This window comes from Streptomyces sp. NPDC001606, from assembly GCF_053596835.1.
Genome location: NZ_JBSFHC010000009.1, coordinates 205,620 through 228,415 on the forward strand (window position 1 = coordinate 205,620; position 22,796 = coordinate 228,415).

22 protein-coding genes and 1 pseudogene are annotated in these 22,796 nt (G+C 71.7%); 8 read left to right on the forward strand and 15 right to left on the reverse strand.

The genetic code is table 11. The annotated features are described in order from the left end of the window. The first annotated feature begins 35 nt into the window (after positions 1–35). The 3 genes from ACWCV9_RS18885 (at position 36) to ACWCV9_RS18895 (ending at position 2,076) form a co-directional block, all read left to right on the forward strand. The gene (locus tag ACWCV9_RS18885) at positions 36–869 is read left to right on the forward strand and encodes a helix-turn-helix domain-containing protein (protein WP_450787986.1); all 834 of its coding nucleotides are present in this window, start codon (positions 36–38) and stop codon (positions 867–869) included. After that, positions 851–1,045, forward strand: a complete 195-nt coding sequence (locus ACWCV9_RS18890) for a DUF397 domain-containing protein (protein ID WP_450787988.1) — start codon at positions 851–853, stop codon at positions 1,043–1,045. The genes ACWCV9_RS18885 and ACWCV9_RS18890 overlap by 19 nt, the downstream gene beginning before the upstream one ends. Before the next feature lie 104 nt (positions 1,046–1,149). Continuing rightward, positions 1,150–2,076: a dihydrodipicolinate synthase family protein gene (locus ACWCV9_RS18895; RefSeq protein WP_385844665.1), complete on the forward strand. Its 927-nt coding sequence runs from the start codon at positions 1,150–1,152 to the stop codon at positions 2,074–2,076. A gap of 4 nt (positions 2,077–2,080) precedes the next feature. Here ACWCV9_RS18895 and ACWCV9_RS18900 read toward each other — a convergent pair whose 3' ends face one another. The 3 genes from ACWCV9_RS18900 to leuA all read right to left on the reverse strand — a co-directional run bounded on the left by ACWCV9_RS18900 (position 2,081) and on the right by leuA (position 5,995). Continuing rightward, positions 2,081–3,250 (reverse strand): sialidase family protein, encoded by a 1,170-nt coding sequence (locus tag ACWCV9_RS18900; RefSeq protein WP_450788076.1) that lies wholly within the window; start codon positions 3,248–3,250, stop codon positions 2,081–2,083. A 140-nt stretch (positions 3,251–3,390) separates the two neighbouring features. Beyond that, positions 3,391–4,086 carry a TerB family tellurite resistance protein gene (locus ACWCV9_RS18905; RefSeq protein ID WP_450787990.1) on the reverse strand — a complete coding sequence of 232 codons (696 nt, stop codon included), beginning with the start codon at positions 4,084–4,086 and terminating at the stop codon, positions 3,391–3,393. Between the two features lie 187 nt (positions 4,087–4,273). Then, entirely contained in the window at positions 4,274–5,995 is a 1,722-nt protein-coding gene (gene leuA, locus ACWCV9_RS18910) for a 2-isopropylmalate synthase (protein ID WP_450787992.1), read from the reverse strand. Between the two features lie 321 nt (positions 5,996–6,316). Here leuA and ACWCV9_RS18915 point away from each other — a divergent pair, with 321 nt between their 5' ends. Beyond that, positions 6,317–7,387: a M4 family metallopeptidase gene (locus ACWCV9_RS18915; RefSeq protein WP_450787994.1), complete on the forward strand. Its 1,071-nt coding sequence runs from the start codon at positions 6,317–6,319 to the stop codon at positions 7,385–7,387. A 20-nt stretch (positions 7,388–7,407) separates the two neighbouring features. Next, on the forward strand, positions 7,408–7,674 hold the full coding sequence (locus tag ACWCV9_RS18920) for a protealysin inhibitor emfourin (protein WP_450787996.1): 267 nt from the start codon (positions 7,408–7,410) through the stop codon (positions 7,672–7,674). Positions 7,675–7,698: 24 nt separating this feature from the next. Here ACWCV9_RS18920 and ACWCV9_RS18925 read toward each other — a convergent pair whose 3' ends face one another. After that, on the reverse strand, positions 7,699–9,018 hold the full coding sequence (locus ACWCV9_RS18925; RefSeq protein ID WP_450787998.1) for a GH1 family beta-glucosidase: 1,320 nt from the start codon (positions 9,016–9,018) through the stop codon (positions 7,699–7,701). Between the two features lie 70 nt (positions 9,019–9,088). After that, positions 9,089–10,042 (reverse strand): GTPase Era, encoded by a 954-nt coding sequence (gene era / locus ACWCV9_RS18930; RefSeq protein WP_450788000.1) that lies wholly within the window; start codon positions 10,040–10,042, stop codon positions 9,089–9,091. 174 nt (positions 10,043–10,216) lie between these two features. Here era and ACWCV9_RS18935 point away from each other — a divergent pair, with 174 nt between their 5' ends. Beyond that, entirely contained in the window at positions 10,217–11,533 is a 1,317-nt protein-coding gene (locus ACWCV9_RS18935; RefSeq protein WP_450788001.1) for an ammonium transporter, read from the forward strand. Then, entirely contained in the window at positions 11,530–11,868 is a 339-nt protein-coding gene (locus ACWCV9_RS18940; protein ID WP_385844655.1) for a P-II family nitrogen regulator, read from the forward strand. Before ACWCV9_RS18935 ends, ACWCV9_RS18940 begins: the two co-directional genes overlap by 4 nt. On the opposite strand, the gene ACWCV9_RS18945 is transcribed toward ACWCV9_RS18940, so the two are convergent. From ACWCV9_RS18945 to ACWCV9_RS18960, 4 genes are all read right to left on the reverse strand, one after another. Next, positions 11,762–12,784: a DUF916 domain-containing protein gene (locus ACWCV9_RS18945; RefSeq protein WP_450788002.1), complete on the reverse strand. Its 1,023-nt coding sequence runs from the start codon at positions 12,782–12,784 to the stop codon at positions 11,762–11,764. The genes ACWCV9_RS18940 and ACWCV9_RS18945 overlap by 107 nt on opposite strands. A gap of 63 nt (positions 12,785–12,847) precedes the next feature. After that, a complete protein-coding gene (locus ACWCV9_RS18950; RefSeq protein WP_450788003.1) occupies positions 12,848–14,185 on the reverse strand; it encodes a beta-xylosidase in 1,338 nt (445 codons plus the stop codon). A 160-nt stretch (positions 14,186–14,345) separates the two neighbouring features. Then, positions 14,346–14,699: a cytidine deaminase gene (locus ACWCV9_RS18955; protein ID WP_385844652.1), complete on the reverse strand. Its 354-nt coding sequence runs from the start codon at positions 14,697–14,699 to the stop codon at positions 14,346–14,348. A 33-nt stretch (positions 14,700–14,732) separates the two neighbouring features. After that, complete coding sequence (locus tag ACWCV9_RS18960) at positions 14,733–15,554, reverse strand: helix-turn-helix transcriptional regulator (RefSeq protein ID WP_450788077.1); 822 nt, start codon at positions 15,552–15,554, stop codon at positions 14,733–14,735. A gap of 146 nt (positions 15,555–15,700) precedes the next feature. Between ACWCV9_RS18960 and ACWCV9_RS18965 the strand changes: the two genes are divergently transcribed. Then, positions 15,701–17,128, forward strand: coding sequence for an MFS transporter (locus ACWCV9_RS18965; protein WP_450788004.1), 1,428 nt, complete (start codon positions 15,701–15,703; stop codon positions 17,126–17,128). Here ACWCV9_RS18965 and ACWCV9_RS18970 read toward each other — a convergent pair. The 6 genes and pseudogenes from ACWCV9_RS18970 to ACWCV9_RS18995 all read right to left on the reverse strand — a co-directional run bounded on the left by ACWCV9_RS18970 (position 17,113) and on the right by ACWCV9_RS18995 (position 22,724). Next, a pseudogene (locus ACWCV9_RS18970) lies at positions 17,113–18,131 on the reverse strand (S66 family peptidase). The gene ACWCV9_RS18965 and the pseudogene ACWCV9_RS18970 sit on opposite strands and share 16 nt — an antisense overlap. Positions 18,132–18,176: 45 nt before the next feature. After that, positions 18,177–18,536: an MmcQ/YjbR family DNA-binding protein gene (locus tag ACWCV9_RS18975; protein WP_450788005.1), complete on the reverse strand. Its 360-nt coding sequence runs from the start codon at positions 18,534–18,536 to the stop codon at positions 18,177–18,179. Further along, complete coding sequence (locus tag ACWCV9_RS18980; protein WP_385844647.1) at positions 18,533–19,828, reverse strand: hemolysin family protein; 1,296 nt, start codon at positions 19,826–19,828, stop codon at positions 18,533–18,535. The genes ACWCV9_RS18975 and ACWCV9_RS18980 overlap by 4 nt, the downstream gene beginning before the upstream one ends. Before the next feature lie 15 nt (positions 19,829–19,843). Beyond that, positions 19,844–20,341 carry an rRNA maturation RNase YbeY gene (ybeY, locus tag ACWCV9_RS18985; RefSeq protein ID WP_385844645.1) on the reverse strand — a complete coding sequence of 166 codons (498 nt, stop codon included), beginning with the start codon at positions 20,339–20,341 and terminating at the stop codon, positions 19,844–19,846. Positions 20,342–20,353: 12 nt separating this feature from the next. Next, on the reverse strand, positions 20,354–21,433 hold the full coding sequence (locus tag ACWCV9_RS18990) for a PhoH family protein (RefSeq protein WP_450788007.1): 1,080 nt from the start codon (positions 21,431–21,433) through the stop codon (positions 20,354–20,356). A 133-nt stretch (positions 21,434–21,566) separates the two neighbouring features. After that, positions 21,567–22,724, reverse strand: coding sequence for a carbohydrate kinase family protein (locus ACWCV9_RS18995; RefSeq protein WP_450788009.1), 1,158 nt, complete (start codon positions 22,722–22,724; stop codon positions 21,567–21,569). Between the last annotated feature and the right edge of the window lie 72 nt (positions 22,725–22,796).

The window sequence follows — 22,796 nt, forward strand, 5'->3', positions numbered from 1 at the left end:
CCCTACAAGTGCACGGCAGATCAAGGGGGTTGGCCATGGCCAACGGTTCACGGCAGGCGGCGTGGGAGTTCTTCGGCGCGGAGCTGAAGAGGCGGCGGGAGGATGCGGGTATCACCCAGGTGGAGCTGGGGGCCCGGGTCTTCGTTTCCGGTGCTTACATCGGACAGTTCGAGCAAGCCATTCGAAAGCCTCAGCTGGATATCGCCAAACGGATCGACGAGATCCTACAAACCGACGGTATTTTCGAGCGGCTGTGCAGGAAGCTCATCGATGACAGGCGGTATGCGGAGTACTTCGCGGAGGTCGTGGAGCTGGAGCGGCTGGCGACACGGATCTGCGAGTTCGCGCCGACCGTGGTGCCGGGCCTGTTGCAGACGAAGGCATACGCGCAGGCGGTCACGCTCGCGGCCAACCCGTTCGTCACGAACGAGTATGTCGAGGACATCGTGGCGGCTCGCCTGGAGCGATCGAGCATCCTCAAGGACGCTACAAGGCCCGAGTATTGGGTGATCCTTCACGAGAACACCTTGCGTATCCCGGTGGGTGGCCCGCAGACAATGGCGGAGCAACTGGACCACATCGCAACCCTGATGCGGGAACGCGCAGTGTGGGTGACGGTGATGCCGTATGCGGTGGGCGCACACGGATCCGTGAACGGGCTGCTTCAGCTCATGGACTTCGAAGAAGCACCCCCGGTCGCCTATACAGAGACGTCGTTTTCAGGAACGTTGGTGGACGATCCGGCTGTGGTGAAGCAGGCACAGCGCGCATACGATCTGCTCAGGGTCGCCGCACTGCCGCCGGAGGCGTCCCTCGTCCTGGTCGAGTCGGCAGCTGAGGATCACAGACGATGCACAAGTACGACCTGAGCAACGCCCGTTGGCGCAAGAGCTCCTACAGCAACGGCGAGGGCGGCAGCTGCGTCGAGGTCGCCGACGGAGTCCCCGGCATCGTCCCCGTCCGGGACAGCAAGGTGGGCGACGGGCCGGTGCTGGTGATCGGCGCTGCGGCGTGGGCGGAGTTCATCGGGAGCGTCGCAGCCTGACGATGCCGGACTTCGCGGCCGCGTCACGCCCCGGACACCGCTATCGCTGCCACCATCCTGGGGAGGACCGTGCGACCCGCGACCCAGCCCGCCAGGAGCCGTGAATGACCTTCCCCGCCCCGCTCACCGGAGTCGTCCCGCCCGTGTGCACCCCGCTGACCCCGGAGCGCGAGGTGGACACGGCCTCGCTGCTCCGGCTGGTCGGGCATCTGGTGGAGGGCGGGGTGCACGCGCTGTTCGTGCTGGGGTCGTCCTCGGAGGCGGCCTTTCTGACCGACCGGCAGCGCCGGCAGGTGGTGGAGGCGGTGTGCGGGCATGTCGCCGGCCAGCTGCCGGTCCTCGCCGGCGCCATCGACATGACGACCCCGCGCGTCCTCGACCATGTGGCGGCGGTCACCGCGGCGGGCGCTGAGGCCGTCGTCGTCACCGCGCCGTTCTTCGCCCGCACCCACCGCGCGGAGCTGGTCCACCACTTCCGCCGGATCGCGGCCGCGAGTCCGGTCCCGGTCATCGCCTACGACATCCCGTCTTCCGTGCACACCAAGCTCCCCGCGGAACTGCTGCTGGGGCTGGCCGGGGACGGGGTGCTGGCCGGGGTCAAGGACTCCAGCGGCGATCTGGGCACCTTCCGGGACCTCGTCACCGGCGCCCGCACCCACCCCGGTTTCGCCGTCCTGACCGGCTCGGAGGTGGTCACCGACGCCGCGCTGGCGATGGGCGCCGACGGTGCGGTGCCGGGCCTGGCCAATGTCGACCCGCACGGTTACGTCCGTCTCTACCGGCAGTGCCGGGCGGGCGACTGGGCGGGCGCCCGGGCCGAACAGGAGCGGCTGTGCGCCCTGTTCCACATGGTCACGGTGGGCGACCCGGGCCGGATGGGCGGCAGCTCCTCGGCGCTCGGCGCGTTCAAGGCGGCCCTGCATCTGCGGGGCGTCATCGACTGCGCGGCGACGGCGGAGCCCCAGGTGCCGCTCTCCGGTGAGGAGGTCGAACGGGTGGCCAAGCACCTGGCCGCGGCGGGCCTGCTCTGAGGGCTCAGGGCCTCTCTGGGGCGGGCAGCTGGACCCTGCGGAACTCGATCGCCGTGCCGGGCCCGGTCTCCTGGAGGACGCCGACCGTGCCGGGGCCGAGCTGGACCAGGTCGGAGTAGCCGGCCGGGCCGTCGGAGAGGGGCAGCAGCAGGGCGAAGGTGCGGCCGGCGTCGGCGCTGGACCACAGGGCCGGGGCGCGGCGGGCGGTCGGGACGGAGGGCGCGGAGAACAGCAAGGGGGCGTGCGGGCCGCGGAGTTGGAGGAGGCTGCCCTGCACGACCGGGACCCGGTCCAGGGTCGGCTGGGGGGCGAAGGGCCGGTCGAGGGTGTCGCCGCCGTCGGAGGAGTAGCTGTCGAGCCGGTTGCCGGGGGCGGTGCCGTTCTGGTCGCGGGCGTTGAGATAGAGGCGGCCGTCGGGGAGCTGGGCGGCGGCGGTCTCGTTGACGTTGCGGACGCCGTCGTGGGCGTCGCTCGTGTATCCGATGCGCCAGGTACGGCCGCCGTCGTCGCTGTAGAGGGCGTGACCGCCGTAAGAGCGGGGCTCCCGGCCGGTGTCCGGGGAGTCGGGCGGCGGTGCGGTGGAGTGGTCGGCGGGGACCAGCAGCCGGCCGGTGTGCGGGCCGCGGGTGAGGGCGACGGCGTGGCCGGGACCGGTGGCGTACCAGCGCCAGCCGGGCCGGCCGGTCTCGGCGGTGATGTCCCGCGGGGCGGTGAAGCGCCGGCCGTCGTCCCAGCTGTGCTGCACGTACACCCGGCGCTCGCCCTGCCCCCGCATGATCTGCGCCTCGGTCACTCCCCCGCGGTTGCCGCAGCTGAGGAGGACGACGGCGCCGGTGCGCGGATCGACCACCGGTGCGGGGTTGCCCCGGGTGTCCCCCCGCCCGGCGGCGACCACGGTCAGCGGCCCCCAGGTACAGCCGCCGTCGCCGGAGCGGCGCAGCACCACGTCGATGTCCCCGGTGTCCCCCGCCCCGTTCCGCCGCCCCTCGGCGAACGCCAGGACCGTGCCGCGCCGGGTCCGCACGACGGCGGGAATCCGGTAGGCGGCGTACCCGCCCTGTCCCGCGGTGTACGGCACGGAGGACGGACACCCGGGCACGGCATGGTCACCGGGCCGCGCGGCGAGCGAGGAAACGATCGCCAGCCCGACAAGAAGCCCCCGGCTGAGAAACATCACCCCGAGAGCTTCCCCGCATACCCCTGAGGAGGCTTCCTCCGTCCGGGTGACGAGCGCGGCAACCCCCAGGGGCGCGGGGAACTGCGCGACCGGCCACAACACACCCGCAGCCCCACACGGCCTCAGGCACCCCCCGCTCAGGAAGGCGTCCGCGCCGATGCCAAGAGCCTGCTCACATCGTCCGCGCAGATCATCAGCGCCGCCCCCACCGTCGCCAGCGCCTCCCGCTCCGCCGGGGTGTACGGGCCGTCCGCGAGGGCGATCCGCGCGCCCTGGAGGAACAGCGACTCACGGCCCGCCGGGGCGAGATGCGGCGCCAGCGGGTCCAGCGCCTCGTGCAGCTCTATCGTCAGGCTCGCCCCGCACGGCGGCCCCAGCACCCGCCCGGTGTCCGCGGCGACCGCCTCGACCAGCGCGGCCAGCTGCTCCTCCGTGCAGTCGGCGAAGCCCGCCGCGCGCACCATGCCCGCGGCCGTCTCCAGGGCCGTACGCGACCCCGTGCCGCCCGCAGTGAGCACGGCCAGGGCGACCGTGTGCACGGCGTCCCGGAGCATCCCGGAGAAGCGGCGGGTGGTGGGGTGGTCGAGCACCTCGGTGCCGTAGTGACCGTGGCAGGCCGCGCACTCCACGACCGGCCCGGCCGCGCCGCGCGGCAGCACCGGCAGCCCGAACAGGGTGAGACGGCGGCGTCCGGTGAGCCGCTGGTAGTTGCGGTCGCCTCCGCAGCCCGGGCAGAAGAACTCGCCGTCTCCGACGGGTGTCCATGCGGTGCGGGTGCCCAGGATGCGCACAGCCCTGGCGGCACGGCCGTCTCGTCCCCGTACTGGCAGCACGTCGCACCTCCGTAACCGCACGGCAACATCGCCGCGCTGGCGTGATGTTAGCCACATCCCGGAGCCTGAGTCAGTACCCCGTACGAGACCTTGCCGTGACCTGAGGGGTCCGGTGGCCGATAACAGGCGGGGCTCCGGCCGCCGTGTACGGCGGCCGGAGCCCCGGAAAGCCCTGGTCAAAGACGGGTCAGCGGGCCGCGCGGTTGACCGCGGAGACGACCGCCTTCAGCGACGCACGCGTCGTGTTCGCGTCGATGCCGATCCCCCACAGAACCTTGCCGTCGATCGCGCATTCGATGTAGGAGGCGGCCTGCGCGGAGGCGCCCTCGCTCATCGTGTGCTCCTGGTAGTCCAGCAGGCGTACGTCGATGCCGATGGACTCCAGCGCGTCGAAGAAGGCCGAGATCGGACCGTTGCCGGAACCGGTCAGGACGGTGTCCTCGCCGTCGACCGTCGCCTCGACGGTCAGCGTGTCCACGCCGTCGGTGTCCGTGGTCGACTGGCCGGTCCGGACCTGGATACGGCCCCAGGGGTTCTCCGGGTTCGGCAGGTACTCGTCCTGGAAGACCGCCCAGATCTCCTTCGGCGTGATCTCGCCGCCCTCGGCGTCCGTCTTCGCCTGGATGAGCTTCGAGAACTCGATCTGCATCCGGCGCGGCAGGTCCAGCTTGTGGTCGTTCTTCAGGACGTAGGAGATACCGCCCTTGCCGGACTGCGAGTTGACGCGGATGACGGCCTCGTAGGAGCGGCCGACGTCCTTGGGGTCGATGGGCAGGTAGGGGACGGCCCACTCGATGTCGTCCACCGTGACGCCCTTGGCCTTCGCGTCGGCCTCCATGGCGTCGAAGCCCTTCTTGATGGCGTCCTGGTGGGAGCCGGAGAAGGACGTGTAGACCAGGTCGCCCACGTACGGGTGGCGCGGGTGGACCTCCATCTGGTTGCAGTACTCCCACGTACGACGGATCTCGTCGATGTCGGAGAAGTCGATCTGCGGGTCGACGCCCTGGGAGAACAGGTTCATGCCCAGGGTGACCAGGTCGACGTTGCCGGTGCGCTCGCCCTGCCCGAACAGGCAGCCCTCGACGCGGTCGGCGCCGGCCATCAGCGCCAGCTCGGCCGCCGCCACCGCCGTACCGCGGTCGTTGTGCGGGTGGACGGACAGGCAGACGTACTCACGGCGGGAGAGGTTGCGGTGCATCCACTCGAACCGGTCCGCGTGCGTCGACGGGGTGGAACGCTCCACGGTGGCGGGCAGGTTGAGGATGATCTCGCGGCCCGGGCCGGGCTGCCAGACGTCCATGACCGCCTCGCAGACCTCCAGGGCGAAGTCCAGCTCGGTGTCGGTGAAGATCTCCGGGCTGTACTGGTAGCCGAACTCCGTCTCGGGCCCCAGCAGCTTCTCGGCGTACTCCATCACCAGGCGGGTGCCGTCGACGGCGATCTGCTTGATGTCGTCCTTGGAGCCGCGGAAGACCACCCGGCGGAAGACGGGGGCGGTGGCGTTGTACAGGTGGACGGTGGCGCGCCGGGCGCCCTTCAGGGACTCCACGGTCCGCTCGATCAGGTCCTCGCGGGCCTGGGTCAGGACGGAGATGGTCACGTCCTCGGGGATCGCGCCCTCTTCCTCGATGATCGAGCGCACGAAGTCGAAGTCGGTCTGGCCGGAGGCGGGGAAGCCGACCTCGATCTCCTTGTAGCCCATCTTGACCAGCTGGTCGAACATCCGGCGCTTGCGCTCGGGCGACATCGGGTCGATCAGGGCCTGGTTGCCGTCACGCAGGTCGGTGGAGAGCCAGCGGGGGGCGGTGGTGATCCGCCGGTCCGGCCAGGTGCGGTCCGGGATGTCCACCTGCTCGTAGCGGCCGTACTTGTGGATCGGCATGCGGCTGGGCTGCTGGCGGTTGGCCATGGTGCGTGGGCTCCTCAGGATGTCCGGGTGGACGGCCGACGACGCAACGCCAAGCTCCGCGGGGAGGGAGTCGGCCTCTGACTACAGGCCCTCGCCGCGGCAGCTAAGAAGAAGCAGCCCGAAACGCATGATGCATCGCAGCGTAGCCGAGCCGTGTCGGTCATGGGGGTGCGTTCCAGTATGCGGGACCGGCATCACAAAGCGGACAAAAAGTGCGGCATACCACTGCCCGTCACGGACGGTGGTCAAATGTCGCGATACTTCACCAATCATGGTGGCGAGTAGTGACTATTGCGTCACACAGTGCGAAAGTGCTGTGCCATGACGACCCACGGGGGCTTGACGCCCGTCTTCTGCACGATCGTGCCGCCGCACGTCCTCGACAAGCTCGCACAGGCCGAGGACCCGGCAGTCTCCGACCCCGCCCGCCGGTCCCTGGAACACGACGCCTACCAGCGCACCAAGCGCCGCCTGACCACGGTGCTCGGCGCGGCCCCCGTCGCGCGCGCCGCGGGCGCCCCGGCCGACCAGCCGCACCGCACCATCTACGACGCCCGCCACACCCAGGACCTGCCGGGCACCAAGGTCCGCGAGGAGGGCTCCGACTCCGGCTCCGACGCCACCGTCGACCGCGCCTACGCGGGCCTCGGCGCCACCTTCGACCTGTATCTGAAGGTGTACGGCCGCCACTCCATCGACGGCGAGGGCCTGCCGCTGGACGCCACCGTGCACTTCGGCCAGGGCTACGACAACGCGTTCTGGAACGGCGACCAGATGGTGTTCGGCGACGGGGACGGGGAGATCTTCCTCGACTTCACCATCCCGGTCGACGTCATCGGCCACGAGCTGACCCACGGCGTCACCCAGCACACGGCGAACCTGGAGTACTTCGGCCAGTCCGGCGCGCTGAACGAGTCGGTCTCCGATGTCTTCGGCTCGATGATCAAGCAGTACGCCCTCGGCCAGACCGCCGCCGAGGCCGACTGGCTGATCGGCGCGGACCTGCTCGCCCCGCAGGTGCACGGCACGGCGCTGCGCTCGATGAAGGCCCCGGGCACGGCGTACGACGACCCCAACCTCGGCAAGGACCCGCAGCCGGCGACGATGGACGACTACGTCCACACCAGCCGCGACAACGGCGGCGTGCACATCAACTCCGGCATCCCCAACCACGCCTTCTACCTGGTCGCCACCGCTGTCGGCGACCACTCCTGGGAGAAGGCCGGGCAGATCTGGTACGACGTGCTGACCGGCGGTGAGCTGAAGCAGGACGCCCTCTTCGTCGACTTCGCCACGCTCACGGTGAAGGCGGCGCGCGAGCGGTACGGCGCCGGGGACGAACTCCAGGCGGTACGGAAGGCGTGGGAACAGGTGGGGGTGCGGACGCTCTAGTTCCGTACTAGACAGTCCTCATGCTTATCCAAGTACGGCGCACCGGTGGTTTCGCGGGCATCGAGCGCCGGGCCGAGGTGGACACCTCGGCCCGGCCGGACGCCGACGAGTGGGAGGACCTGGCCGAACGCGCCCTCGCGTCCGGCCGGGCCGCCCCGCCCGCCGGTGTCCCGGACGGTTTCTCCTACGAGATCACGGTGGACGGCCGCACGGTGTACGCGGCGGACCCCCTGCTGACCGAGGAGCAGCGGGAGCTGATCTCCCGGGTGCTGAAGGAAGGCGCCTGAGGGACGGCGTCCGGGGGCCCGCGGTCACCTCTGCTGCCGGAGCATCTCCCGGAACCAGTGGTAGGAGGCCTTGGGAGTGCGCTTCTGGGTGGTGTGGTCGACGTGCACCAGACCGAAGCGGCGCGCGTACCCCTCGGCCCACTCGAAGTTGTCGATCAGCGACCACACGAAGTACCCGCGCACGTCGACGCCTGCCTCCAGGGCGGTGTGCAGGGCGCGGATGTGGGCGTCCAGGTAGGCGATGCGGTCCTGGTCGTCGAGGCCGTCGTAGGAGCAGCCGTTCTCGGTGATGACGACGGGCGGGAGGCGGTCGCCGTAGCGGTCGCGGAAGGCGGTGAGCAGTTCCGTGAGCCCCTCCGGCACGACCGGCCAGCCGAAGTCGGTCACCGGCCGCCCCTCGATCTCCCGGACGGTGAAGGGGAGTTCGGCGGGTAGGACGACACCGCCGTACTCGGTGTCGCTCCCGCCGCCGCCGGGCGCTCCGACCCTGGTCGGCGCGTAGTAGTTGATGCCGTACCAGTCGAGCGGCTCGGAGATCACGGCGAGGTCGGCCCCCAGGTCGGCCGCGCCCATCAGCTCGCCCAGGCCGTCGGGGTACTCGCCGAGCAGGACCGGCTCGGCGAAGAGCCGGTTGAGGAGCAGGTCGTAGAAGCCGGCCGCCTCGGTGTCGGCGGGGTCGTCGGAGGCGGGCCAGGTGGGGCCGTGCGAGTTGGTGATGCCGATCTCGGTGGCCCCGGCCGCGCGCAGGGCCCGTACGGCGAGGCCGTGGGCGAGGAGCTGGTGGTGGGCGGCGGGCAGGGCGTCGAAGAGGAGCTTCCTGCCGGGGGCGTGCACACCGAGGGCGTGCCCGAGCAGGGTGTGCTCCGCGGGCTCGTTCAGCGTGGTCCACCGGTCGACGCGGTCGCCGAGCCGCTCGGCCACGACCGCCGCGTACTCCGCGAACCGCTCGGCCGTGTCCCGCCGCAGCCAGTCCAGGCCGACGGGCAGGTCCCAGTGGAAGAGGGTGGGCACGGGCCGTACCCCGGCCCCGCAGATCTCGTCCACCAGCCGGTCGTAGAAGTCGAGGCCGCCCGGGGAGTTCACGCGCGGCCAGGAGACCGAGAAGCGGTACGCGTCCACCCCGAGGCCGGCGAGCAGGGCGACGTCCTCCGGGTAGCGGTGGTAGTGGTCGCAGGCCACCGCCGTGGTCGAGCCGTCCTTCACCCGCCCCGGCTCGGCGGCGAAGACGTCCCACACGGACGGCTCCCGCCCCTCGGCGCCCTCGATCTGCTGCGCCGAGGTCGACACGCCCCACAGGAACCCGGCCGGAAACCGGGGCATCGCACCGATCGCGTCAGTCACCATCCCCGGATCATCCGTACCGCCGGTAACGGAAGTCAACGGGCGGGCGGGGAAAGGGTGTTGGCGGGCGGGGTCAGAAGCCGAGCCGGCGCAGCTGCTTGGGGTCGCGCTGCCAGTCCTTGGCCACCTTGACGTGCAGGTCCAGGAAGACCGGCGTCCCCAGCAGCGCCTCGATCTGCTTGCGGGACTTGATGCCGACCTCCTTCAGCCGCTTGCCCTTGGGGCCGATGATGATGCCCTTCTGGCTGGGCCGCTCGATGTAGACGTTGGCGTGGATGTCCAGGAGGGGCCGGTCGGCGGGCCGGTCCTCGCGCGGGAGCATCTCCTCCACGACCACCGCGATGGAGTGCGGCAACTCGTCCCGGACGCCCTCCAGGGCCGCCTCGCGGATGAGTTCCGCGATCATGACCTGTTCGGGTTCGTCCGTGAGGTCGCCCTCGGGGTAGAGGGCCGGGCCCTCCGGCAGCAGCGGGACGATCAGGTCGGCCAGCAGGCCCACCTGCTTGTCGGCGACCGCCGACACCGGCACGATCTGGGCCCACTCGAAGCCCAGCTCCTTGCCGAGCTGGTCGATCGCGATCAGCTGTTCGGCCAGGCTCTTGGAGTCGACCAGGTCGGTCTTGGTGACGATGGCGACCTTGGGGGTCTTCCTGATCCCGGCCAGTTCCTTGGCGATGAAGCGGTCACCGGGACCGATCTTCTCGTTCGCCGGGAGGCAGAAGCCGATCACGTCGACCTCGGCCCACGTCGTGCGCACCACGTCGTTCAGCCGCTCGCCGAGCAGCGTGCGCGGCTTGTGCAGGCCGGGGGTGTCGACCAGGATCAGCTGGGCGTCGGGCCGGTGCACGATGCCGCGTACCGTGTGCCGCGTGGTCTGCGGCTGGTTCGCGGTGATCGCCACCTTCTGCCCGACCAGAGCGTTCGTGAGGGTGGACTTGCCCGCGTTGGGGCGGCCCACGAAGCAGGCGAAGCCGGCGCGGTGGCCGGTCTCGGCCGACTCTTCGGATGACGGGGTACGAACGCTCATGCCGCCCATTCTCCCTGATCCACGAGCCCGCCCTGTACCACGGCCGTCCGGCGCCCTCTCATGTGAGGTTGCGGAAACCCGTACGCAACGAAACGTCACGGAAACACACCTGTACGCGACCGGAAACGCACACCGGTGACCCTCTGACGAGCCCGCACACCGTTGGAGACGCCCGTGATCCTGGCCGCCGCACATGTCGACACCGGCGACACCGCCTGGCTGCTCGCCTCGACCGCCCTCGTCCTGCTGATGACCCCGGGCCTGGCTCTGTTCTACGGCGGCATGGTCCGTACGAAGAGCGTCCTCAACATGCTGATGATGAGCTTCGTGTCGATCGCCCTGGTCACGGTGGTCTGGCTGGCGGTGGGCTACTCCCTCGCGTTCGGCGACGACATCGGCGGGGGCCTGATCGGCGGGGTGCACAACGCCGGCATGGCGCATCTCACCCCGGGCAGCACGCACGGCACGGTCCCCACCCTGCTCTTCGCGACCTTCCAGCTGACCTTCGCGATCATCACGGCGGCGCTGATCAGCGGCGCGGTGGCCGACCGCACCAAGTTCTCGGCGTGGCTGGTCTTCGTGCCGGTGTGGACCCTCGCCGTATACGTTCCGGTCACCCACTGGGTGTGGGGGCCGGGCGGCTGGATCCTGGCGAAGCTCGGCGCGCTCGACTTCGCGGGCGGTCTGCCCGTGGAGATCACCTCCGGCGCCTCGGGTCTCGCGCTCTGCCTGGTCCTCGGCCCCCGGCTGGGCTTCAAGAAGGACGCCATGCGTCCGCACAACCTGCCCATGGTGATCCTCGGCGCCGGTCTGCTCTGGTTCGGCTGGTTCGGCTTCAACGCGGGCAGCGCGCTCGGGGCGAACGGTCTGGCCGCGGCCGCCTTCCTCAACACCCTCGCGGCCGGCTGCACCGGACTGCTCGGCTGGCTCTTCGTGGAGCAGAAGCGCGACGGCCACCCGACCACCCTCGGCGCGGCCTCCGGCGCGGTGGCCGGTCTGGTCGCGATCACCCCGTCCTGCGGCACGGTGTCCCTGCTCGGCGCCCTCGTCGTCGGCCTCGCCGCCGGTGCGGTCTGCTCCTACGCGGTGAGCTGGAAGTTCCGGCTGAACTTCGACGACTCCCTGGACGTCGTCGGCGTCCACCTGGTCGGCGGTGTCATCGGCACCCTGCTGATCGGGCTGTTCGCGGAGAAGGCGATGACCGGCGGCGCGGAGGGCCTCTTCTACGGCGGCGGGCTCGCCCCGCTCGGCAAGCAGCTGGTCGCCGTGGTGGTCGTGGCCGGGTACGCCTTCGCGGTGACGTACGGCCTGGGCAAGCTGCTCGACAAGGCGATGGGCCTGCGGGCGGGCGAGGACGAGGAGCGGACGGGTCTGGACCTTACGGTGCACGCCGAGACGGCATACGATCACGGCGTCCTGGGCCACGGCGCCCCGGTATCCCACTCCGTCCTCACCGGCACCAGCACCCAGAAGGTCGACACCCAGGCATGAAGCTCATCACCGCGATCGTCAAGCCGTACCGCCTCGACGAGGTCAAGACCGCCCTCCAGGAGCTGGGCGTGCACGGCCTGACCGTGACCGAGGCGAGCGGCTACGGCCGGCAGCGCGGCCACACCGAGGTGTACCGGGGTGCCGAGTACCGGGTGGACCTGGTGCCGAAGGTCCGCATCGAGGTCGTCGTGGAGGACGCGGACGCCGACGCGGTGATCGACGCGATCGTCAGGGCCGCACAGACGGGAAAGATCGGCGACGGCAAGGTGTGGTCCGTCCCCGTGGAGACGGTCGTCCGGGTCCGTACCGGCGAACGCGGTCCCGACGCGCTCTGAGCAGCAGGAACCCGGCCACCGCGAGCGCGAGGGCCAGGAGGGTGGCGGGCAGCCAGGGCAGGGCGAGGTAGGTGGCGGCGGCCGAGTCGCGGGTGGTGCGGGCGCTCGCGGTGAGGGTGATCCTCGTGCGGTCGAGCTGCGGCGCGCCCTGCCAGGTCTCGGTGAGCCGCACCTGCTGGCCCGGCAGCAGTTCGGACGGCACCCGGGTGAGCGGGCGGTCGAGCAGCGTACGGCCGAACAGCCCGCGCGCGGTCAGCCGCACCCTGGGGTTCAGGGTGACGTTGCCGGTGTTGCGCAGGGTGTAGGAGACGGTCGCCGTGCCGGTGCCGAGGCCGGGGATCAGCGGCTGGTGGTGGCTGATGTGCACCCGGCCGACGAAGAGCGCGGGCAGGGCGGGGCCGCCGACCCGGAGATAGACCCGGGCGCCGACGGCCTGCCGCACACCGAGCGCGAGGGAGCCGCTGCCGGGCTCGACCTTCTCGTCCAGGGCGACGATCGCCCCCGGGTGGTCGCCGGGCTCGGCGCCCTCGGGGACCCGCAGGGTGAACGGCACGGTGACGGTCCGGTGCCCGGGGACGGTGAGCCGGTTCCGGCGAAGCCGCGTCCACGCCCCCACCCCGCGCATCCGCTCCCCTTGGCCACGGACGGCGAAGCCCCCGTCCCGGGGGGTGTTGTAGGCGTCGGCCGCGTAGAGCCGGAAGGTGAGCGGCCGGCCGGTCCGGTTGCGGACGGCGACCCGGTCGGTGAGGGTCTGGCCGGGGTCGGCGGAGAGATAGAAGTAGGGCCGCGCGGCGATCTTCGAGGCGACCGGGTAGACGGACCAGCTGCCGTTGTCGGCGGCGCGGGCGGGGGCGGCCTGCCAGGTGGGCAGCCATGCCAGCAGGAGCCCCAGGAGGAGGACGTACGGCTTGCGCATGGGTGCGGACCCCCACGGTCGAGGACGGCGAAGGGGAACGGGCGGGTGCGGACGCCCGTACGCTCAGGCGAGCGTGAGGGTGAGGACGCCGGAGTACGCGCCCGGGGGCGTGAACGCCGGTACGTCCAGGGAGAGTCCGGCGTCGACGGTGAACTCGCCGCCGGTGAACGCGGAGTCCGGCGTCGACGCGAGGGTGGCTCCGGCACCGCCCACGCTCCCCGCCGACCCGGCCTTGCAGGTGCTGGGGCTGCCGGCCTTGGTCGCGCAGGCCGGGGTCCAGCTCAGCCGGCCCCCGTCGAGGGTGGCGCCGGGGCCGGTGAAGCCGGTGACCCTGCCGGTCAGCGACCAGCCCGCGGGCCCGCCGCGGAAGTCCCGGACGGTCACCGTCTGGAGCTTGCCGGTGGCGGCCCCGCCCTTGCCGAAGTCGACCGCCGACAGCGCGACGGAGTCCCCGGCCTGGGACATGGACAGCGTGCCGGCCCTGACGCTGGTGGTCAGCTTCTGGCTGCCGGGCGGGACGGGCGTGTTGTCGTTGACGGCGTAGGCCGCGGGTCCGGCGCCGGTGTCCGCGCTCCAGGCGCTGCCCTCGTAGGCCACGATCCCGGTGGTCGCCTTGTCCTTGACGACGAGGGAGCCGCTGAAGGAGCCCTGGCCGTTGGCGGTCGCGGTGGCGGTGTCCGCGGTCTGGGTGTTCCCGGCCCGCCCGGCGAGGGTCACGGTCGCGCCCGGGGTGAAGTGGGTGCCGCTGACGGTGACGGCGGCACCGGGGTCGCCGGAGGCCGAACCCAGCGTGATGGCCCGGGTGTTGGCGGGGGTGCCGTCGGTCGCGGTGACCGTCTCCGAGGCCGGGGCGGGCGGGTTGGTGACCGTGCAGGGGGTGTCCAGCTCCATGATGTAGCTGGTGTGGATGTTGTAGTCGGCGGGCGAGAGGGTGATCTTCCCGGCCTTGGTGACGGTGAAGGTGCCGGTCATGGAGAAGGACGGGAAGGCGGCCTTGCCCGGTACCGGCGGGTTCTTCTTCGGCCCGGCCACGGTCACGTCCCCGCTCTGGGCGCCGCCCAGGGTGACCTTGCCGGTCGGGGTCATGATGTCGGCGGGCAGCGCGAGGTCGGTGGGGTTGGACGCGGCGGCCTTGACCACCGTGTAGGTGACGGTGACGGTGTCACCGACCTTGGGGCTGGTGTTGTCGACCGAGATGTTCGCGGTCGTGGTGCCGTCGATCGGCGGCAGGCCGGCGATGGCGGGCGGGATGCAGTGGGTGGCGAAGTCCACGTCGGTGCCGGCGGCGGTGGCCGGGCAGGCCAGCGCGCCGCCCGCGGTGACCGCGAGCGCGGTCGCCCCGAGCAGTGCGCTCCAGCGCCACCGTGGCGAGCTTCGCGGTCCGGGGGGTGTCGAACCCATGGGGCCCTCCTGAGGGTCGCGGGCGCAGCGGCTCCTCTGCGCCGACAGGGGGCATTGATGTGGAGCGGGGGTGAGAAGTCAATGGAGATGCCGCAGGAATCTGACGAATCGTCAACTTCCGCGGCATCTCCGCCCACCCGGCACCGGACCACGCAACGGGTCAGCCGGCGTGCAGGGTGAGCCGCACCGATCCGTCCGGCGCGGCCAGCAGCACCGGCGTCCCCGCGCCCCCGAGATCGGCGACGGCGGCCAGGTCCTCCGGCGCCACGGCGTCCCCCGCGCTCACCACGGCCGCCGCCTCCAGCGACCGCGCCCCCGACGCCACCGCCATCGCGACGGCCGTCCGCAGCGCGCTGAGCTTCAGCGACGAAAGCTCCACCGACCCGGCGACATAGGTCCGCCCGGTCTCATCTCGTACGGCCGCCCCCTCGGGCACACCGTTGCGGGCCCGAGCCGAACGGGCCAGGGTGACGATCTTGCGGTCCTCGGGACCAAGCTCGCTGCTCTCGCTCATGCCCAGAGCATACGAACCCGGGAAACGGCCCCCTCACCCCGCCACGGGATACATCGCCCCCCGCCGGCCCTCCGGCGAGACCAGCCACTCCATCTTGGCCGCGGTGTTCGCCTCCTCCAGCGGGGTGTGCAGCACGATCATCAGATCCGGCCGGACCGGCACCTGCATCACCGTCGACTCCACCACCAGCAGCCCCGCCAGCGGATGGTCCAGCTCCTTGCGCACCTGGCCGTGGTCCTCGATGTCCCGCTCGGCCCACAGCGCCACGAACTCCGGGCTGCGCTCCGAGACGTCGTCGAGCACCGCCCGGAACCCCTCGTCGTCCGGCCGCGCCGCCCACGCCGCCCGGAACTGCGCCACCACGGTCCGCGCGTTCTGCTCCCAGCTCCTGCTCCGCGACCGGTACAGCGGGTCCGTGAAGAAGTCGATCAGGCAGTTCTGGGTGATGTCCGGGCGCATGCCGAGCACGATCGCGGCGGCGTCGTTGTACATCACGCAGTTGTAGTACCGGTCCATGATGTGCGCCGGATACGGCATCCAGGTGTCGATCAGCCGGCGCAGCCCGTCGCACATGTCCCGCCTGCCGGGCGCCACTTCGGGCGCGGGCGGGTTCATCCCGGCCAGCCGGTACAGATGCCGGCGCTCGGCGTCGCTCAGCCGCAGCACCCGGGCCACCGAGTCGAGGACCTGCGGGGAGACGGAGATGTCCCGCCCCTGCTCCAGCCACTGGTACCAGGAGGCGCCCACCCCGGCGAGCACGGCCACCTCCTCCCGGCGCAGCCCGGGGGTGCGGCGCCGGCCGCCGCCGACCGGCAGTCCGGCCTCCTCGGGGCTGACCCGGGCCCGCCGGCTCATCAGGAACTCGCGCAGTTCGTTGCGCCGTTGACTCTTCGCCGCGTCGGCTACGGGCACGCCCGTCCTCCCCCATGTCGTCTGGTGGTGCCACCACCACCATAAGTTGCGACTCCCCACGGTTGTTCCCGCGGCCGCAGGCTCGTGCCATGGCGATCGACACCACGACCTCACCGAACCCCCTCCACGAACCGCTCGACACCCCCAGGGCACCCCGGCTGTCGACGCGCGACAAGCTCGTCCTCTTCGTCCTGTGCGCGGCCCAGTTCATGGTCGCGCTGGACTTCTCCGTCCTGAACGTGGCCCTGCCGGAACTCGGCAGCGACCTGGGCATGAGCCGCTCCGCCCTCCAGTGGGCGGTCACCGCGTTCGCCCTCCCCTCGGGCGGCTTCCTGCTGCTCTTCGGCCGCATCGGCGACCTGTACGGCCGCCGCAAGCTGTTCCTGGCCGGTCTGGCCCTGTTCGGCGCGGCCTCGCTGCTGGCGACCCTGGCCTGGGACCCGGCGTCCTTCCTGGCCGGCCGCGCACTCCAGGGACTGGGCGCCGCGGCGATCGTGCCGACCGGCATGTCCCTGCTGACCACCACCTTCCCGGAAGGCCCGGCCCGGGACCGCGCCCTCGGCATCTCCGGCACACTGCTGTCGCTGGGCTTCACCGTCGGCATGATCGCGGGCGGGGTGCTGACCGACGCGCTCGGCTGGCGCTCCACCATGGCGCTGCTCACGCTGTTCGCGGTGATCGTGCTGCCGCTGGCGCCGGGTCTGCTGCCCGAGTCGCGCACCCCGGAGCGCCCGCGCCTAGACGTGCCCGGTGCGGTCACCGTCACCGGCGGCCTGCTGTCGCTGATCTACGCCCTGTCCACCGCCGCCGACCACGGCTTCGGCCGCGCCGACGTCCTCACCACCCTGGTCGCCGGCCTGCTCCTGCTGACCGCGTTCGCGGTGGTCGAGTCCCGCGCCGCCGCCCCGCTCGTCTCGCTGCCCATGCTGCGCCGCCGCACGGTGGCCTGGGGCAACGTGGGCGGTCTGGTCACCTTCTCGATGATGTCGACGGTCATCTTCGTGCTGACCCTGTACCTCCAGGAGATCCTGCACCTGTCGGCGTTCGAGACCGGTCTGGTCTTCGGCGTCCAGGGCGTCCTGTCGGCCGTCGCCGGCACCCTCGCCGCGAAGGTCGTCGGCCGGTTCGGCGCCCGGCGCACCCTGGTCGGCTCGTTGACCGGGCAGGGCGCGCTGGTGGCGACCCTGGTGCTGTTGAACGCGCACACCTGGTCGGTGTGGCTGGCCGTGGCCGCGGTGTCCCTGGCGAGCATGTTCCACCTGGGTGCGATCGTCTCGTACGGCCTGACGGTGACCTCGGGCGTCCCGGACGAGGAGCAGGGCCTGGCCACCGGTCTGGTGACCTCGACCCAGCAGGTCGGCATCACGGTCGGCATCCCGCTGCTGGGTGTGCTGGCCACCACCGCGGACGACCTGATGACCGGCGTCCACACGGTCCTCGCCCTGGACGCGGCCGTGGTGCTGGCCGCCGCGGTCCTGGTCGGCCTGGGCCTGCGCCGGGGTCAGTCCAGGGTCTGAACGATCCCGCTCCGCGCGGCCGTGTGCACCACACGGCCGCGCGCGCCGTTGACCAGGGGAAGGTACGGCGCGACATGCCCGCACTCGACATCGGCGACGATCGGCACCCCGAGCGGGCCGAGCGCGTCGAGAACCGCCTCGTGCTGGGTGAGGGTGGCGCCGTCGGGGGCGTGGGTGCGGCCCACCAGGACGGCGGCGGCCCGGTCGAAGAACCCGGCGAGCCGCATGCCGTGCAGGGCGCGGCAGATGGTGAACGCGTCGTCCGAGGCGGCCTCGACATAGATCAGCAGCGGCTCGTCCCCGGCGAAGGCGGACGTGTCCAGGTAGCTGGTGCCGGCCAGGTTGACGAGCGTCTCGACGCAGCCGCCGATCAGCCGTCCCGCCACCTCCACGTCCCCGTCCGCGTCGAGCCGGGTCCAGCCGCCCTCGGCGTCCAGGGTCAGCTCCCGTACCTCCGGGTGGCTGTGCCAGTCGTCGTAGCCCCGGACCGGTACCGGCCGGGCGGCGTCTGGGTGAACGGCCGGCCCTGCGGCGCGGCCACCAGGTCCAGCCAGTGCAGCAGCCCCTCGGGCGCCCGGTAGGGGGTGTCCATGAGGTTGGTGCCGTGCACGGTCGCGACCCCCGTCAGCAGGGTCAGCGGGGTGATGAGGGTGGCCATGTCGGAGTAGCCGACGACCCAGGTCGGCTCGGCCCGGCCGATCCGTTCGAAGTCGAGCAGCGGCAGCAGGTCGATCGCGGTCTCGCCGCCCCACGGCGGCACCACGGCGCGGATCGTCGGGTCGGTCAGCATCCCGGTCAGTTCGGCGGCCCGCTCGGCGGCCGGGGCGCTGATGTGGGAGGAGCCGTCCATGCACCGGCCGACGACCACCTCGTAGCCGCGCGCCTCGACCTCCCGGAGCGCGAGGTCGAGCCGCCGCCTCAGGTCCTCGGCCACCCCGCTGGAGGGGGAGGTCACGCCGACACGGTCACCGGGGCGCAGCGGGCGCGGATAGCGGATGTCCATGCGTCAGGAGTCTGACAGCAGGTCGGCGCGGCTTCCCACCGGTTTTCAGGGCCGGTCCAGCCGCAGCCGCTCGGCCCTCGGCAGCCCCGCGACGACCAGGTCGTACGAGTCCTCGATCAGCTCCCTGACCAGCCGCGCGGGCAGGGAGCCGTCGACGGTCACGGTGTTCCAGTGCCGCTTGTTCATGTGCCAGCCGGGGACGATCAGCCCCTCGTGCTCGGCGCGCAGCCGGACCGCGTCCTCCGGGTCGCACTTGAGGTTGACCGTCAGGGGCCGCGCGCCCAGCTCGGACAGGGCGAACATCTTGCCCAGCACCTTGAAGACCGAGGTCTCCGGGTTGAACGGGAAGTCCTCCACCGCCGCGTTGAAGGACAGGCAGAAGGCGCGCAGTTCCTGGGGGGTCACTCGGGCTTCTCCTCCGGGTCCTTCGCGGCGGGCTCGACCAGCACGGTGACGATCTTGTTCCGGCGTCCGGCCGCCGCCTCCGCGGTGAGCGTCAGCCGCCGCTCGTCGGGCAGTTCGACCTGGGCGGACGCGCCCGCGATGGGCACCCGGCCGAGGGCCTTGGCGAGCAGCCCGCCGACGGTCTCCACGTCCTCGTCGTCGTACTCCTCCAGACCGTACAGCTCGCCCAGGTCGGTGATGTCGAGGCGGGCGGTGACCCGGTAGCGGTCGTCGCCGAGGTCCTCGACCGGCGGCAGCTCGCGGTCGTACTCGTCGGTGATCTCGCCGACGATCTCCTCCAGGATGTCCTCGATGGTGACGATCCCGGCGGTGCCGCCGTACTCGTCGATGACGACGGCGACGTGGTTGCGGTCCTTCTGCATCTCGCGCAGCAGGTCACCGGCGTTCTTGGTGTCCGGCACGAAGACGGCGGGCCGCATGGCGGTGGACACCAGGTCGCTCTCCGCCTCGCGGTTGATGTGCGTCCTGCGGACCAGGTCCTTCAGATACACGATCCCGACGATGTCGTCCTCGCTCTCCCCGGTGACCGGTATCCGGGAGAACCCGGAGCGCAGGGCGAGGGTGAGGGCCTGCCGGATGGTCTTGTACCGCTCGATGACGACCAGGTCGGTGCGCGGCACCATCACCTCGCGCACGAGCGTGTCGCCCAGCTCGAAGACGGAGTGCACCATCCGGCGCTCCTCGTCCTCGATCAGCGACTCCTTCTCTGCGAGGTCGACCAGCGCGCGCAGCTCCGCCTCGGAGGCGAAGGGGCCGCGCCGGAAGCCCTTGCCGGGGGTGAGCGCGTTGCCGATGAGGATGAGCAGGGACGGGATGGGGCCCATGACCCGGGCGAGCGGCAGCAGGACGTACGCCGCCGCGGTCGCGGTGTTGAGGGGGTGCTGCCGGCCGATGGTGCGCGGGGAGACCCCCACGGCGACGTACGACACCAGCACCATCACCCCGATGGCGACGAGCAGCGCCTGCCAGGTGACCGGGAACTGCTCCAGGCAGGCGTAGGTCACCAGGGCCGCGGCGGCCATCTCGCAGGCGACCCGGACCAGCAGGGCCACGTTCAGATAGCGGGTGGGGTCGGCGGCGACCTGGGCCAGCTTGGCGCCGCCGCGCCGCCCGGACTTGACCGCCTCCTCGGCCCGGAAGCTGGAGACCCGGGCCAGGCCCGCCTCCGCGCAGGCGGCGAGCCAGGCCACGACGACGAGCGCGATCGCGCCGAGGACGATCTGCGGGGACATTCGGGGCTCGTCCCGCTACGAGACGGTCGGCGCCGGGGACGGCCCGGTCAGCCCGTGCTCGGCGCGCCAGCCATCCACGATGGCGGCCTGGAGCCCGAACATCTCCGCCTTCTCGTCCGGCTCCTCGTGGTCGTAGCCCAGCAGGTGCAGCACCCCGTGGACGGTGAGCAGCTGGAGCTCCTCGTCCATGGAGTGCTGGGTCGGGGCCTCCGCCCCCTGCCGGGCGGCGACCTCCGGGCAGAGCACGATGTCGCCGAGCAGGCCCTGCGGCGGCTCGTCGTCGTCCTTCGACGGCGGCCGCAGCTCGTCCATCGGGAACGACATGACATCGGTCGGACCCGGCAGGTCCATCCACTGGATGTGCAGCTGCTCCATGGCGTCGGCGTCCACGACGATCACCGAGAGCTCGGAGAGCGGGTGGATGCGCATCCGCGCGAGTGCGTAGCGGGCGATGTCGAGGATCGCCTGCTCGTCGACCTCGGTGCCGGATTCGTTGTTGACGTCGATCGACATGGTCGTGCTGGTCTACTTCCCCTTGGTGCCCTTGGCCCCGGTCCTGCCGTGGCCGCCCTTGGGCGCGCCGTTCTCGGTGCCGTGCTTGCTGTCGTACTTCTCGTACGCGTCGACAATACGGCCCACCAGCTTGTGCCGTACGACATCGTGGGACGACAGCCGGGAGAAGTGGACGTCCTCGACGCCCTCGAGGATCTCCTGCACCTGCCGCAGACCCGACTTCTGCCCGTTGGGCAGGTCGACCTGGGTCACGTCACCGGTGATCACGATCTTGGAGTCGAAGCCGAGCCGGGTGAGGAACATCTTCATCTGCTCGGGGCTCGTGTTCTGGGCCTCGTCCAGGATGATGAAGGCGTCGTTCAGCGTGCGGCCGCGCATGTACGCCAGCGGCGCGACCTCGATGGTCCCCGCCGCCATCAGCCGCGGGATCGAGTCGGGGTCGAGCATGTCGTGCAGCGCGTCGTACAGCGGGCGCAGATAGGGGTCGATCTTCTCGTAGAGCGTGCCGGGCAGGAAGCCCAGGCGCTCGCCGGCCTCGACCGCCGGGCGGGTCAGGATGATCCGGTTGACCTGCTTGGACTGGAGGGCCTGCACGGCCTTGGCCATGGCCAGGTAGGTCTTGCCGGTGCCGGCGGGGCCGATGCCGAAGACGATGGTGTGCTTGTCTATGGCGTCGACGTAGCGCTTCTGGTTGAGGGTCTTCGGACGGATGGTGCGCCCGCGCGAGGACAGGATGTTCTGCGTCAGTACCTGTGCCGGGGTCTCCGGGCCGTCACTCGTGCCGTTGTCGCTCGCCTTGAGCATGGCGATCGAGCGTTCCACTGCGTCCTCCGTCATCGGCTGCCCGGTGCGGAGCACCAGCATCATCTCGTCGAACACGCGTGAGATCAGGGCGACGTCGACGGGGTCGCCGACCGCGCTGATCTCGTTGCCCCGGACATGGATGTCGGCCGCCGGGAAGGCCCTCTCGATGACACGCAGGAGGGAGTCGCCGGAACCCAGCACGGTCACCATGGGGTGCTGCGCGGGGACGGTGAACTGCGCTCTCGCCTGCTCCTGCGCGGGGGTGTGAGCTGTGGGTGTCTGTGTCATGGGCCGGCGCTGAAGGCCTGCGCTTCCTCCTCGTCACGGCCGCCTGGCTGTGGGCGGCCTCGCGCTTCCAGGGTACGACGGTGGACTGACAACGCCGTAGGGCTTTTCGACCGGGCGCGCGGCCGCGGCCACGTCAGCCGGACCGCCGGAACCCGATGGTCGGCACGGCCCGGCGCAGCGGCCACGCCCGGTCCAGCTGCTCCGGCACCAGCCCCTCCAGGAACTCGTACCTGCGCAGCGCCCCCCGGTCCTGCCCGGGCAGGGACTGCACCCGCCGCCACCACGCCCCGATCTCCGACCACCCGGGCGCCGACAGCGACCCCCCGAACTCCTGCACCGACAGCGCCGCCGTGAGGCCCGCGAAGGCCAGCCGGTCCGCCAGCGGCCACCCCGCCAGCGAGCCGGTCACGAACCCGGCGACGAACACGTCCCCCGCCCCGGTCGGGTCCAGCGCCTCCACCGCGATGGCCGGTACCTCCGCGGCCTCCCCGGTCCGCCGGTCCACCGCGTACGCCCCTTCCGCGCCGAGGGTCACCACGGCCACCGGCACATGCTCGGTGAGGGCGTGCGCGGCCTGCCGGGGGCAGTCGGTGCGGGTGTACCGCATCGCCTCGGCCGCGTTGGGCAGGAACGCCTCGCAGTGCCGCAGGTCGGGCAGGGCGGCCAGATCCCAGGCCCCGGTCTCGTCCCAGCCGACGTCCGCGAAGATCCGGGTGCCCTCCCGGGCGGCCGCCGCGATCCAGGGCGCCCGGTGGCCGGGGGTGAGCGAGGCGACGGCGGCACGCGCGCGGGGCGGGCAGCCGGTCGCCCCGTCCTCGATGAGCGCGGCCTCGGGCGGCGGCTCGTGCCCGTGGGACACCATGGTGCGCTCGCCCTCGTACGCCATGGAGACGGTGACCGGCGAGTGCCAGCCGGGCACGGTCCGGGACGCGGACAGGTCGATGCCCTCGCCCTGCTCCAGCGCGTCCCAGCAGTACTCGCCGTAGTGGTCGTCGCCGAAGGCGGCGGCGAGCGCGGTGCGCAGGCCGAGCCGGGCCAGCGCGGTGGCCATGTTGGCGACCCCGCCGGGGCTGGAACCCATGCCCCGGGCCCAGGACTCGGTGCCGCGCACGGGCGCCGAGTCCAGGCCGGTGAAGATGATGTCGAGGAAGACCGTGCCCATGAGGTAGACGTCCCAGGGCGGGTCGCCGGGTGTGCGCAGCGCGGCGAGCGGGTCGACCTGGGCCTGACAGCGTGCCGCCTGTGTGAGGTGTTCCGGTTCCTCTCCGGCAAGAGTGTGCGACGGGGTCACGGTGCGCTCCCTGACGTGGTGCGGATCTGGCCAGTGTGCACCAGATCACGTACCGGGATGTGCGCTACCGGT